The organism is Kitasatospora sp. NPDC041917, assembly GCF_055589745.1.
Window position 1 is genome coordinate 22013 of record NZ_JBVJBI010000035.1, and the last position, 13468, is coordinate 35480.

Here is a 13468-nt window from a genome sequence, read left to right on the forward strand (position 1 = left end):
CCTCCGCCCGGCAATCTCCTCCGCCCGACCGCCGGCCGGCTACTCGCCCAGCCACTCCCCGGGCAGCACCCCGTAGAGCGCGTCCAGCGCCTGCGGGGTGCGGGCGCGGGCCGCCACCCAGGCCTCCTCGGCCACCCCGACCAGCACCTCCGGGCCCTGGTACCAGCGGAAGTTGCGGCCGAGCGCGGGCAACTCCAGGAGACCGTCCGGCAGTTCGTCCTCCAATTCGAGGAAGTCGGTCAGCTCGTGCTCCTCCAGCAGCTTCTCCATCATCGCCATCGCCGCGGCCGCCGTGGAGAAGCGCTCCTCCCAGGGCTCCCACCGCTCCTGTGACTTGTCCGCCAGGTCGAGCCGGCCCACCGTCGGCGGGTCCTCCCGGTCGAGGGCGTCCAGCGGCACGCCCCAGTGCGCACAGCCCTGGTTCTCCGCCCGGTACACCAGCGCGCCGTCCAGCACGTGCAGCTCGTCCGGCGTCAGCAGCACGTCCTGGCTGCTGGTCAGGTCCGCCCGGCGGCCGAACAGCCGGTACGCCTCGCGCAGCGCCACCGGCAGCCGCAGGCCCAGCCGCCGCTCGGCCGCGTCCAGCTCCGCGTCCGCGAAGCCGTCGCCCGGCCCCAGGGGCTCGCCCCAGTAGGCGGCGAAGCCCCTGACGAGCGCCCAGGCACCCGCGCGGGAGCGCACACTTTCGGCCATTGCCGCCGGGATGTCGAATTCCGTTTCGTCCACCCGCGCACCGTACGCCACCCCTCCGACAACGCGGTGAACCGCTCGACAGCCCGCCCGCCGCCGGTGCGCAGCCCCTCCGCCGCCCGTCCGGGCACGACCGGCCGGATCTGACGCGAACGCGTAATCCCGGCGACACCCGTTGATCACCACGGGGTTTCCACGCCGTCGTTCGGGCAAGACACGGTTTCGGCCGGAACCGACATCACGAAAGGCGGACGCGCGAACGATGCCGACCGCACCGCACACCGGGCCCCTCCCGGGCCGCCGCTCCCCACGGGGAGGGCGCTGGGGCGAACACGGGCTCGCCTGGGCCTTCCTGCTGCCCTCCCTGGTGGTCTTCGTCCTCTTCATCGGCTACCCGCTGGGCCGGACCGTCTACCTCAGCGGGCACGCCAACGACCTCTTCGGCGCGCCCTCCCGCTACGTGGGGACGAAGCACTACACCGACCTGTTCGCCTCGGCCGACTTCGGCCGCACCCTGACGACCACGGCCCTGTTCACCCTGCTCACCGTGGTGCCCGGGGTGCTCGGCGCGCTGCTGCTGGTGCTGCTCCTGGAGAACCGGATCCGCGGCGTGCGGCTGCTGCGCTCGGCGTTCGCACTGCCCTTCGCCTTCTCGGTGGCCAGCGCCTCGGTGGTCTTCGCGGTGTTCTTCAACCCCGCCAGCGGGGTGCTCAACGGCCTGCTCTCGCACGTCGGCCTCGGCCCGGTCGGCTGGCTGACCGACTCCCGGTACGCGCTGCTCTCGGTGGCCGTCACCACGGTGTGGATGAACCTCGGCTACAACGTGCTGGTGCTCTCCGCGGGCATCGGCTCGATCCCGGGGGAGGTCCTGGAGGCGGCCCGCATCGACGGCGCCTCCGGCCTGCGGCTGGCCCGCTCGATCACCGTCCCGATGCTCGGACCGAACCTGTTCTTCCTGACCGTGGTCTCCACCGTCCACGCGCTCCAGAGCTTCGGCCAGATCCACATCCTCACCAAGGGCGGGCCGGACGGCTCCACCCGGACCCTCGTCTACTCCGTCTACGAGAAGGCCTTCGCCTACGGCTCCAGCGACTTCGGCACCGCGAGCGCCCAGGCCGTGGTGCTGCTCGTGGTCGTCCTCGCCTGCACGGCCGTCCAGTTCGGCGTCCTGGAGCGGAAGGTGCACTACGCATGACCACCCTGACCACCGAGACCGAGACCGGGGCGCAGGCCGAGGCGCCCCGCCCGCGCGCCCGCGCCCTCGCCGGCCGCTCCCCGCGCGACCTGCTCGGCCGCGCCGCCGTCCACCTGCTGCTCGCCGTCGCGGTCGTCACCGTGGCCTTCCCGGTCTACTACGCGATCGCCGGCGCCTTCATGGGCCCGTCCGAACTCTCCTCCTACCCGCCGGCCCTGGTGCCGCACTCGGTCACCGGACGGAACTTCTCCGGCGCCGTGGAGGCCATCCCGCTGGCCCGCCAGTACGCCAACTCGGCGATCGTGGCGACCGTCATCACGCTCGCCCAGCTGTTCACCTCGGTGCTCGCCGCGTACGCGTTCGTGTTCCTGCCGATGAAGGCCCGGGCCGTGCTGTTCGGGGTGTTCCTGGCCACGCTGATGGTCCCGTGGGAGGCCATCATCATCCCCAACTACCTGACGCTGTCCGGCTGGGGGCTCGGCAACACCTACTTCGGCCTGGTGCTGCCCTTCCTGGCCTCCGGCTTCGGCACCTTCATGCTGCGCCAGGCCTTCCGCCAGCTGCCCGGCGAACTGCGCGACGCGGCCCGGATCGACGGGGCCGGCCACTGGCGCTTCCTGTGGCGGATCGTCGTCCCGCTCAACAAGCCGGCCCTCGCGGCGCTGTCGATCTACGTCTTCCTGTCGGCCTGGAACCAGTACTTCTGGCCGCTGATCATCACCCGCACGGCGAACATGCAGACCCTCCAGATCGGTCTGACCTCGCTGCGCGACTCCGAGATGGCCGATCCCGGGCTGATCCTGGCCGGTGTCGTGCTCTCCCTGCTGCCCACCCTCGCCCTGGTGGTCTTCGGCCAGCGCTTCATCGTCCGCGGCCTCACCGCGGGCGCCGTCCGCTGACCGCGTGTCCCGTCCACGTCCCCCGCTTTCCCGGATAGAGAGAGAACCCTCGTGAAGAAGAGTGCGCGCGCGCTCGCGGCCCTGCTGGTGGCCGGCCTTTCCCTGACCGCCTGCAGCTCCAGCGGCTCCGGCTCCGGCTCCGGTTCCGGCTCCGGAGGCTCCTCCGACGCCGGAGCGCCCGGCGCCCAGGCGCTCGACCAGGCCTCCGGTGTCACCACCGTGGAGTTCTGGCACTCGATGACCGGCAAGAACGCCGACGTGCTGAACGGGCTGGTCGGCCAGTTCAACGCCGCCCACCAGGGCAAGGTCGAGGTCAAGGCGCAGTTCCAGGGCAAGTACGACGAGCTGGTCACCAAGTACAAGGCCGCCGTGCAGCAGAAGGGCACCCCCGCCCTGGCACAGGTCTACGACATCGGCACCCGGTTCATGATCGACTCCAAGCAGACCGTCCCGGCCCAGGCCTTCGCCGACAAGGACGGCTACGCGCTGGACGACCTCGACGCCAACATCCGCAACTACTACTCGGTCGGCGGCAAGCTCCAGTCGATGCCGTTCAACTCCTCGATGCCGCTGCTCTACCTGAACACCGACGCCTTCAAGGAGGCCGGCCTCGACCCGGCGCAGGCGCCCAAGGACCTCAACGAGCTGGGCGAGCTGGCCAAGAAGCTGACGAAGAAGGACGCCGACGGCAAGACCGTCCGGTACGGCTTCGGCGCCGCCATCTACGGCTGGTTCGTGGAGCAGCTGCTCGCCGAGTCCGGCGCCATGTACTGCGACAACGACAACGGCCGCGGCAACAAGGCGGGCAAGGTCGTCTTCGACTCCGCCCAGGGCGCCCGGATCGTCCAGTGGTGGGCCGACCTGGTCAAGGGCGGCTACGCGGCCAACACCGGCCGCACCACCGACGACGCCCAGGCCGCGTTCAAGGCCGGCACGGTCGCGATGCACCTGGAGTCCACCGGCGTGCTGCGCGGCTACACCGAGGCCGCGAAGTTCGGCGTCGGCACCGCGGCCTTCCCCAAGGTCGACGCCGCCGACCAGGGCGGCCCGGTGATCGGCGGCGCCTCGCTGTGGATCAGCGGCCCCGGCCACTCGGACGCCGAGAAGCGCGCGGCCTGGGAGTTCGAGAAGTTCGTCTCCGCCCCCGAGCAGCAGGCCGTCTGGCACACCGGGACCGGCTACTTCCCGGTCAACACCAAGTCCCTGGACGACCCCAAGGACAAGGAGTGGGTGGCCAAGTACCCGCAGTTCCAGACCGCGATCGACCAGCTGAAGGCCACCAAGCCGACCCCGGCCACGGCCGGCTGCCTGCTCGGCGTGATGCCGCAGGCCCGCAAGGGCGTGGAGACCGCGATCGAGCAGACCATCGCGGGCACCAAGCCGGCCCAGCAGGCCCTGGCCGACGCCGCGAAGGAGCTCCAGCCGGCGATCGAGAGCTACAACAGCTCGGTCGGCTGAACCGCCCCGGCCGATCGCCGGAGAGGCCGCGGCCGAACCGCCGCGGTCGAACGCCGGAGCCGCCGCGGCTGACCATCGGAACCGCTGCGGCCGGACGCCGGCACGGCGGCGGCCCGCCCCGCGCACCGCGCGCGGGGCGGGCCGCCGCCGTCGGGGCCGCCGCTACGCGGTGTCCGCCTCGGAGAAGAGGAAGATCCCGGCCAGGATCAGCGCGGCCCCGCCGTACTGCCAGGCGTCGATGCGCTCGCCCAGCAGCAGCACCGCGAAGGCGAGCCCGAACACCGGGATGATGTTCAGCAGCACGCCCGCCGTGGTGACCGGGGTCCGGGTCACGGCGCGGTTGTACATCAGGAACGCGCCCGCCAGCCCGCCGCCGCAGACCCCGGCCGCGACCAGCCAGTGCAGCGGGCGGGCCCCGCCGGTGGTCAGGCCGCCGCCCAGCAGCCACTGACCGGCGATCAGCGGCACGGTGAACAGCAGCCCGAAGCCGAACTGGTAGGCCGTGGCGACCAGCGGATCGGTGTCCCGGACGATCCGTCCGGTGAGGATGGTGGCCGCCGCGGCCGCCACCGTGCCGAGCAGGACGAGGAGGTCCCCCGTACCGAGCCCGAACACGGCGTGGCTGCCGCCCAGCGCCGCGATGCCCACCGCGCCCAGCACCACGCCGCCGACGGCGCGCGGCGTGGGTGCCCGGCGGCCGACCAGCGCGGCCAGCGCGACCACGAAGCAGGCCTCCGAGCCGCGCAGGACGGAGGCCTGGGTCGCGTCGATGTGCGCCATCCCCAGCCCGATCGCCCCGTACCCGACCATCGGCTCGAACAGCCCGAGGAGGGCGAGCCGCCGCAGCTGGTCGCGCGGCGGGCGCCGGTGGCCCCGGCGGAGCAGGAGGGCCCAGGGCAGGGCGGCGGCGGTGACCAGGGAGACGGCGAGCACCGTCACGACCGGGAGCCCGCGCAGGGCGTACTTCTCCGCGGTGGTCCACAGGCCCCAGATCGCCGAGGCCCCGATCAGGGTCAGCGTTCCGCCCGGGTGGCGGACGGCGTTGCCGATCACGCCGGTCGCGGAGCTCCGGGAGCGGGTCGGGAGGGCGGAGTCCGGTCGGCACGGGGTGGGTTCGGTGACCATGGGCCGGTGGGTTCCCTTCGGCGTCGGGCGGTCGGTCCTCGGTGCTCGGTCGTTTCAGTGCTCGGCGCTCGTCGGACCGGTCGGCCGGTCGGCTCCCCGGGCACTGCCGCAGGATCAGTCCGTGCTGCTCCGGGGCGGGTAGGTGTGGGTGATGCCCCACGGGTCGGTCACGGTCCCGTCGCCGTTCAGGTAGCCCGGGCCGATCGGCACCTTGCCGTGGCCGCCGGGGATGTCGAGCACGTACGTCGGCTGGCACATGCCCGAGACCCGGCCGCGCAGCCGGCGGACGAGCGCCTGCCCCTCCGCGATGGTGGTGCGGAAGTGGCTGGTGCCGACGGCGAGGTCGCCGTGGTGCAGGTAGTACGGCTTGACCCGGTTCACGATCAGGGTGCGGAACAGGTCCTCCAGCGCCTCGGGGGTGTCGTTGACCCCCTTGAGCAGCACCGTCTGGCTGACCAGCGGGATGCCGGAGCCGGCCAGCAGCCGCAGCGCGCGACGCGCGCCGGGGCCGATCTCCTGGCTGTGGTTGGTGTGCACGACGACCCAGACCGGGGTGTCCAGGGTGAGCGCCCCGACCAGTTCCTCGGTCACCCGGTCCGGATCCACCACCGGCACCCGGGTGTGGAAGCGGATCACCTTGACGTGCTCGATCGCGTCGAGCGCCGCCAGGATCGGCCGCAGTCGGCTCGGGGACATGATCAGCGGGTCGCCCCCGGTGAAGATCACCTCCCAGATCTCCGGGTGACTGCGGATGTAGTCCAGGGCGGCGGCGAGCTGGCCCTCCTTCAGCATGGAGTCGCCCGGGCCGACGACCTCCCGGCGGAAGCAGAACCGGCAGTACACGGGGCACACCAGCACCGGCTTGAGCAGTACCCGGTCCGGGTAGCGGTGGGTGATGCCCTTGACGGGGGTGAAGGGGTCGTCGCCGATCGGGTCCTCCCGCTCCTCCGGCAGGGAGATCAATTCCTGGCCGGTGGGCACGAACTGACGGGCGACCGGATCGTCGAGCTCGACGATCCGCCCGCGCATGGCGGGAGTGATGCTGAGGGCGTACTTCTTGGCGACGTCGGTGATCGTCGCGAATTCTTCCTCGGGGACGAGTTGCTGGGCGAGCAGTTCCTTGGGCGTGCGAATCGGGCGCGGGGCGACCATGTCTTCAGCTCCTGGGGAAACCGATGAAGATCGTTCGGCGGACGGTGTCGCGTCGCGTTTCGACGGACACCGAAATTCCCGCGAGCGACATCATCACGGGATTTGAGGAGGGCTTCGGAAATCGATTCGGCGGTGAAAACCGAGAAGGCCGACGAACGACGACGCTAGTCCGGTGGCATAAACGCGTCAAGTTTTGATTGTGACAATATCCGGGAGGCCGCGTCACCGGATGTTAACGGTCCGCGTACGGGCGCCGCGGAGGGGTTGCGCTAGGCGGAGAGCGCCTCGCCGCTCTCCGGGGGCGCGCACGCGGCGGCCAGGTCGTCCATGGACAGGTCGAGCGCGAAGGCCAGCGCCGCGATGGTGAAGAAGGACGGTGTCGGCGCCCGGCCGGTCTCGATCTTCCGCAGCGTCTCGGCCGAGACGCCGGCCGCCGCGGCCACCTCGACCATGCTGCGCTCGCCGCGCGCCTCGCGCAGCAGCGCCCCGAAGCGCTCGCCGCGCTCGCGCTCCCACGGGGTCAGCGGAGTCCTCACCATGCCGACGAGTCTACGGCCCCCTCGCCGCCCGGCGTCCACGCCCCGCGACCGTGATACAAATACCGGTATAAGAATTGGATCCAGAGGAGAGAAGCACCATGGTCGAACTCAAGTCGGACGCCGGGCTGGCCGCGATGCGCGAGGCCGGACGGGTGGTCGCGCAGGCGCTGGCGGCCGTCCGGGAGCAGGCGGCGGTCGGCGTGAGCCTGCTGGAGCTGGACGAGGTGGCGCGGGGCGTGCTCAAGGCCGCCGGGGCCGGCTCGCCGTTCCTCGGCTACCGCCCGTCCTTCGCGCCCGTCCCGTTCCCGGCCGTCATCTGCGCCTCGGTGAACGACGCCGTGGTGCACGGCATCCCGAACGGCTACCGGCTGCGCGACGGCGACCTGGTGAGCATCGACTGCGGCGCCCTCCTGGACGGCTGGGCCGGGGACTCGGCGGTCAGCTTCACCGTCGGCACCGCCCGCCCCGAGGACACCGCCCTGATCGAGACCACCCGGCGCGCCCTGGAAGCGGGCATCGCCGCCGCCGTGGTCGGCAACCGGACCGGGGACATCGCCCATGCCATCGGCACCGTCGCCCGCGCCGGCCGCTACGGCCTGCTGGACGGCTACGGCGGGCACGGCATCGGCCGCCGGATGCACGAGGACCCGCACGTGGCCAACGAGGGCCGCCCGGGGCGGGGTTACCCGCTGCGCCCCGGCCTGGTGCTGGCGATCGAGCCGATGCTGCTGGCCGGCGGGCGCGACGACCACCGCACCGATCCGGACGGCTGGACCCTGCGCACCGTCGACGGCAGCCGCGCCGCCCACGTCGAGCACACCGTCGCCATCACCGAGGACGGTCCGCGCATTCTCACCCTGCCCTGATCCGACAAGATCCACAAGGCACGCCCTAAGCTCGGGGTCCATGACCAAAGGCGTGATGTTCGATTTCTCCGGCACCCTCTTCGGCGTCGTCCCCACCGCCGAGTGGCTGGCGGCCCACACCGCCGCCACCGGCCTCGTCCTGCCGGCCCGGGAGGAGGCCGAACTGGTGGCCCGGCTGGAGGAGTTCGGTGCCCTGCCCGGCGGGGTGCCGCCGCGGCGGATCCGGCCGGAGGTCCAGCCGGCGTGGGACACCCGGGACTTGACCCCGGAGCTGCACCGGGCCGCGTACACCGCGCTGACCCGCGACGCCGAGCCGCCCGCCGCCCTCGACGTGGACGCCCTCTACGAGTCCCACTGGGCGCCCGCGAACTGGCGGCCGTACCCGGACACCGCCGCCGTGCTGCGCGAGCTGCGCCGCCGGGGCGTGCCGGTCGCGGTGGTGAGCAACATCGGCTGGGACCTGCGGCCGGTCTTCCGCGCGTACGGCCTGGCGGAACTGGTCGACGTCTACGTGCTGTCGTACGAGGTCGGCGCGCAGAAGCCCGATCCGGTGATCTTCGAGATCGCCTGCGAGCGGCTCGGGCTCGCTCCGGCCGACGTCCTGATGGTCGGCGACGACCGTACCTGCGACGGCGGTGCGACCGCGCTCGGCTGCGGCTTCCACCCCGTCGAGCACCTGCCCGTCGACCGGCGCCCGGAGGCCCTCACGCCGGTGCTGGACGTCCTGACCGGATGATCCCGGAGAGGCCGGACCCGGCGGCGTGACGGCGTGACGCAGGACACGAGGTGGCACGCCCGCGGCCCGGAGTAGCGTGCGGACATGAGTGATCAGGACTTCACCACACGCATCACCGTCCGCGGGTACGAGACCGACTCCCAGGGTCACCTCAACCAGGCGGTCTACCTCCAGTACGCCGAGCACGCCCGCTGGGAGTACCTCCGGGCGGCCGGGATCCGCCAGGCGGACCTGGTCGCCGAGGGGGTCGGCCCGGTCGTCCTGGAGACCACGGTCAAGTACCTGCGGGAGCTGCGCGCGGGAGACTCGGTGGAGGTGGGCTGCTCGTTCACCTGGCGGGAGGGCAAGACCTTCCAGCTGGTGCAGCGGCTGGTCCGCGAGGACGGCGTGCTGGCCGCCGAGATCACCGGCGTCGGCGGCATCCTCGACCTGACGGAGCGCAGGCTGGTCGCCGACCCGCGCGAGCCGCTGCGCGCCCTGGCCGCCGACCCGGGCCTGCTCGGCCTCTGAGCGAACAGGCCCGGCGAACCCGGCTCGGCGAACCGGCCCGGCGAACCCGCCCGGCGAAACCGGCCCCGCCCACCGCCCCCACCCCTCCACGGCTGGAGACCGCGACCGACGGCGGTCTCCACCCCGTCCCCGGGGGATTTCCCCACCCCCGACCGGCCCGCTGTCCGGATGGGACCAAGTCCCGTGCCGCAGCAGACTCTTGGGCATGACGAAGCCCACCCGTACCATCACCGCCGCGGTCACCGCGGCCGCCGCCCTCGCCATGACCGCGCTGAGCGCCCTGCCCGCCGGCGCGGCCGGCACCGCACCGCCCGGAAGGGACGGCCTGGCCTGGACGGCCTGTCCGGACGCCCCGGCCGACAGCCCCCAGCGCTGCGCCGAGGTCACCGTCCCGCTGGACTACGCCGACCCGAACGGCCCCCGCATCACCCTCGCCGTCTCCCGGATCACCGCCGCCGATCCCGGCCTCCGCCGCGGCGTGCTGCTGGCCGTCCCCGGCGGACCGGGCGGCTCCAGCCTCGACCTCGTCCACGGCATGGCGGGGCACCTGCCGCAGTCCGTCCGGGACCGCTACGACGTGGTCGGCTTCGACCCGCGCGGCGTCGGCCGTTCCACCCCGGTCAGCTGCGCACTGGACACCGCCGACCTGTCGATGGTCAAGGTGCGTCCCTGGCCGGCCGCCGACGGCTCGATCGACGGGAACCTGGCCACCGCCCGCCGCGTCGCCGAGACCTGCGCGCGCAACGGCGGCCCGGTGCTGCGCAGCATCTCCACCGCCAACGAGGCCCGCGACATCGACAGCGTCCGCCGTGCCCTCGGCGAGCGCCGCCTCTCCGTGTGGGGCGTCTCGTACGGCACCTACGCGGGCGCGGTCTTCGCCACCATGTTCCCCGAGCGCACCGACCGGATCGTGCTGGACAGCAACGACGACCCGGACCCGACCCGGGTCGGGCGCGGCTGGCTGGACAACTACGGCCGGGGCGTGGAGGACCGCTTCCCCGACTTCGCCGCCTGGGCGTCGGCCCCGGACAACCCGGACCGGGTCGCGGACACCCCCGAGGAGGTCCGCCCGCTCTTCCTCGACCTCGCCGCCCGCCTCGACCGGGCCCCGCTGCCCTGGGAGGGCGCCAACCCGGCGGAGCTGAACGGCAACGTGCTGCGCGAGACCCTGCTGGAGAGCATGTACGCGGACGCGAAGTTCCCGGTCCTCGCCCGGCTGATGCTGGCCGGTCTCGGCCGTGCTCCGCTGCCCGCCCCGCCCAAGCTGGGCGAGCGGGAGCTGCAGGCGGTGCAGAACACCCTCGCCGTCTCGGTCGGCACCCTCTGCAACGACGTCAAGTGGCCCACCGACCCGGCGAGCTACGCCAAGGCCGTCACCGCGGACCGCGCCGCCCGTCCGCTCACCGCCGGCCTGCCGGTGAACGTGATGCCCTGTGCTTTCTGGCCGTTCGCGCCCGCCGAGCCGCCGGTGCGGGTGACCGACCGCGGCCCGGCCAACGTGCTGCTCACGCAGAACCTGCGCGACCCCGCGACGCCGTACGCCGGTGCGCTCAAGCTGCGGGCGGCCTTCGGGGACCGGGCGCGGATGGTGGCGGTGGACTCGGGCGGCCACGACGTGTACCGGGCCAACGGGAACGCCTGCGGTGACCAGGTGGTGACGGACTACCTGGTCACCGGCCGCCGCCCGGCCCGGGACGTCTTTTGCCCGGCGGGCTGAGCGCCGCGGCCCGAGCGGCGCCGGCCGAGCCGGTGAAGACCGGGCGGTGAAGACCGGGCGGGGAAGGCCGGGCGGGTAGGGCCGGACAGGCACGGGACGCAGCGCGCGGGGGCAACGGGCCGTGGACGAACGGCCCTTGTTCCTGCGTGCACGCCCGTTCGGCCCTCGGGAATGAGTCGAATCCGTCGCGATTTTGTGACAATCCTTCGCCAGCACCCGCCCCCCACGGCCTGTTGACGGCCGTAATGTTCGATCTATGTCACCGAAGAGCCGCATACCCGCCGCCTCGGACCCGGGCGACACCTGGGTGCCGCGCCCGAGGCGCCGCGAGACCCCGCTCGGCATCCTGGGCCACGCGGCCACCTTTCTCGGCGCCAGCGTGCTGGGCGGCATCCTGCTGGCGGGCCTGATCCTCCCGGCGGCCGGGGCGGTCGGACTCGGGGCGAAGAACGGCGCCGAGGGCTTCGAGAGCATCCCCGACGACTTCAAGACCCCGCCGCTGAGCCAGGCGACCCAGATCTTCGACGCCAACGGCGGTCTGATCGCCAAGGTGTACGAGCGCGACCGGACCGTCATACCCGCCGACCAGATGTCCCCGCTGATCCGTACGGCGCAGGTCGACATCGAGGACGCCCGGTTCTACGAGCACGGCGCCGTCGACCTCAAGGGCATCCTGCGCGCGATCACCAAGAACGCGGAGAGCGGAGCCGCCGTCCAGGGCGCCTCCACCCTGACCCAGCAGTACGTGAAGAACGTCAACGTGGAGAAGGCCGGGGACGACCCGGACGCGGTGCGCGAGGCGCAGCGCAAGACGCTCGGCCGCAAGATCCAGGAACTCCGGTACGCGATCAAGCTGGAGGAGGACCTGACCAAGGAGCAGATCCTCACCAACTACCTCAACATCACCTTCTACGGCCACCAGGCGTACGGCATCCAGGCCGCCTCCCAGCGCTACTTCGGCAAGGACGCCAAGGACCTCGTCCTGCCCGAGGCGGCGATGCTCGCCGGGCTGGTGCAGAACCCGTCCCAGTACGACCCGAAGCTGCACCCGGTGGCCGCCCAGAAGCGCCGCGACACCGTCATCGACAAGATGGTGGAGAACAAGCACATCACCGCGGAGCAGGCCAGGGAGGCGAAGGCAGCCCCGCTCGGCCTCAACTACAAGGACCCGCGCAACGGTTGCATCACCGCCCAGGCCGGGATGGGCTTCTTCTGCGACTACGTGCGCCACGTGGTCAAGCAGGACCCGGCGTTCGGCAAGAGCACGGCGGAGCGCAAGAAGCTGTGGGACACCGGCGGCCTGAACATCTACACCACGCTGGACCCGGAAAAGCAGGCCGCGGCCCAGAACGCCGTCTCCACCAAGGTGTACGTCACCGACCCGGTCTCGGCCGCGATGACGATGGTCGAGCCCGGCAGCGGCAAGATCCTGGCGATGGCGCAGACCCGCCCGTACGGCCTGGCCAAGGAGAAGAACGAGACCGTCGTCAACTACAACGTGGACGCGGCGATGGGTGGCGGCATCGGCTTCCAGCCCGGCTCCAACTTCAAGCCGATCGTGGCCGCCGCCGCCCTGGAGGCCGGGCTGTCGCCGACCCAGCGGTACGACTCGCCCAACCGGATGGACTGGCCGACGATGCGGACCTGCGACGGCACCTGGAAGAACCTCAGCAAGGGGAAGAAGGAGGGGACCATCCCCAACGAGAGCACCTCCGAGGTCGGCCCGTACGAGCTCAAGCAGGCCATGGCGCTCTCCGTGAACACCTACTTCGTGCAGATGGAGCAGGAGATCGGCCTCTGCGCCGTCAAGCAGATGGCCAACAAGCTGGGCATGGAGGGCAAGGCCGACGGCTCGGCGCTGCAGGAGGTGCCGGCGCTCGGCCTCGGCACCCAGGAGGTCAGCCCGCTGACCATGGCCAACGTGTACGCGACCTTCGCCGCCCGGGGCACCTACTGCGCGCCGATGGCGATCAACCGGATCACCACGGTGGACGGCGCCGACGTCCCGGTGCCCCAGGTCCGGTGCACCCCGGCGATGTCCGAGGACACCGCCGACGTGATCAACAGCGTGCTGCTCGGGGTGACCGAGAAGGGCGGTACCGCGCGGGACCTCGGCCTGGACGACCGCCGCCAGATCGCCGGCAAGACCGGGACGACGGACGAGAAGAAGTCGGCCTGGTTCACCGGCTACACGGGCAACCTGGCGGGCTCGGTCTGGCTGGGCAGCCCCGGCACCAAGGTGCCGATGCGCAACATCCGGATCGGCGGCAAGTACCAGGCCGAGGTCTTCGGCGCCACCGGCCCCGGCCCGATCTGGCAGCAGGCGATGAGCGACGCGGTGCGGAACATGCCGGAGAAGGACTTCACCACCGTCTACATCCCGGACCCGGTGCGGCGGGACACCAACTGCCCCACCCCCGGCGGCACACCGGGCTCGGCCACCTGCACCGGCGCCCCCGCCACCGGCGGCCCGGGGAACACCGGCAGGCCGCGCGGGGGCACCCCGACCCCCGGCCGCACCGGGCCCTTCGCCCCGCCCGGCACCGCGGACCCCGAGGACCGGTGAGCCGCCCGGCCCCGC

General features: G+C 72.4%; 12 protein-coding genes. 8 read left to right on the top strand and 4 right to left on the bottom strand.

Features of this window, described 5'->3' with window-relative positions; genetic code table 11:
- Positions 1–39 precede the first annotated feature (39 nt).
- Complete coding sequence (locus tag ACZ6EM_RS30830) at positions 40–726, bottom strand: SMI1/KNR4 family protein (RefSeq protein WP_401051573.1); 687 nt, start codon at positions 724–726, stop codon at positions 40–42.
- Between the two features lie 226 nt (positions 727–952).
- Here ACZ6EM_RS30830 and ACZ6EM_RS30835 point away from each other — a divergent pair, with 226 nt between their 5' ends.
- Genes ACZ6EM_RS30835 through ACZ6EM_RS30845 form a run of 3 tightly spaced genes read left to right on the top strand, consistent with a single transcriptional unit; the run spans position 953 to position 4242 of the window.
- Positions 953–1885: a carbohydrate ABC transporter permease gene (locus ACZ6EM_RS30835; protein ID WP_401051576.1), complete on the top strand. Its 933-nt coding sequence runs from the start codon at positions 953–955 to the stop codon at positions 1883–1885.
- Positions 1882–2784 (top strand): carbohydrate ABC transporter permease, encoded by a 903-nt coding sequence (locus ACZ6EM_RS30840; protein ID WP_401051578.1) that lies wholly within the window; start codon positions 1882–1884, stop codon positions 2782–2784. The genes ACZ6EM_RS30835 and ACZ6EM_RS30840 overlap by 4 nt, the downstream gene beginning before the upstream one ends.
- A 51-nt stretch (positions 2785–2835) precedes the next feature.
- Positions 2836–4242: an ABC transporter substrate-binding protein gene (locus ACZ6EM_RS30845; protein WP_465773761.1), complete on the top strand. Its 1407-nt coding sequence runs from the start codon at positions 2836–2838 to the stop codon at positions 4240–4242.
- A gap of 162 nt (positions 4243–4404) precedes the next feature.
- Here the strand turns inward: ACZ6EM_RS30845 and ACZ6EM_RS30850 are convergent, their stop codons facing one another.
- From ACZ6EM_RS30850 to ACZ6EM_RS30860, 3 genes are all read right to left on the bottom strand, one after another.
- Positions 4405–5367, bottom strand: coding sequence for a DMT family transporter (locus tag ACZ6EM_RS30850; protein ID WP_401051581.1), 963 nt, complete (start codon positions 5365–5367; stop codon positions 4405–4407).
- A 114-nt stretch (positions 5368–5481) separates the two neighbouring features.
- On the bottom strand, positions 5482–6519 hold the full coding sequence (locus tag ACZ6EM_RS30855; RefSeq protein ID WP_452179836.1) for a lysine-2,3-aminomutase-like protein: 1038 nt from the start codon (positions 6517–6519) through the stop codon (positions 5482–5484).
- Positions 6520–6788: 269 nt separating this feature from the next.
- Positions 6789–7058 carry a helix-turn-helix domain-containing protein gene (locus ACZ6EM_RS30860; RefSeq protein ID WP_387695482.1) on the bottom strand — a complete coding sequence of 90 codons (270 nt, stop codon included), beginning with the start codon at positions 7056–7058 and terminating at the stop codon, positions 6789–6791.
- Between the two features lie 98 nt (positions 7059–7156).
- Between ACZ6EM_RS30860 and map the strand changes: the two genes are divergently transcribed.
- The 5 genes from map to ACZ6EM_RS30885 all read left to right on the top strand — a co-directional run bounded on the left by map (position 7157) and on the right by ACZ6EM_RS30885 (position 13453).
- A complete protein-coding gene (gene map, locus ACZ6EM_RS30865) occupies positions 7157–7924 on the top strand; it encodes a type I methionyl aminopeptidase (protein ID WP_401054919.1) in 768 nt (255 codons plus the stop codon).
- Positions 7925–7964: 40 nt separating this feature from the next.
- Positions 7965–8660, top strand: coding sequence for an HAD family hydrolase (locus tag ACZ6EM_RS30870; protein WP_465773762.1), 696 nt, complete (start codon positions 7965–7967; stop codon positions 8658–8660).
- An 84-nt stretch (positions 8661–8744) separates the two neighbouring features.
- Entirely contained in the window at positions 8745–9170 is a 426-nt protein-coding gene (locus ACZ6EM_RS30875; RefSeq protein WP_359912486.1) for an acyl-CoA thioesterase, read from the top strand.
- Between the two features lie 205 nt (positions 9171–9375).
- Positions 9376–10887 carry an alpha/beta hydrolase gene (locus tag ACZ6EM_RS30880; RefSeq protein ID WP_465773763.1) on the top strand — a complete coding sequence of 504 codons (1512 nt, stop codon included), beginning with the start codon at positions 9376–9378 and terminating at the stop codon, positions 10885–10887.
- Between the two features lie 256 nt (positions 10888–11143).
- On the top strand, positions 11144–13453 hold the full coding sequence (locus ACZ6EM_RS30885; RefSeq protein ID WP_452179841.1) for a transglycosylase domain-containing protein: 2310 nt from the start codon (positions 11144–11146) through the stop codon (positions 13451–13453).
- Positions 13454–13468: the final 15 nt, after the last annotated feature.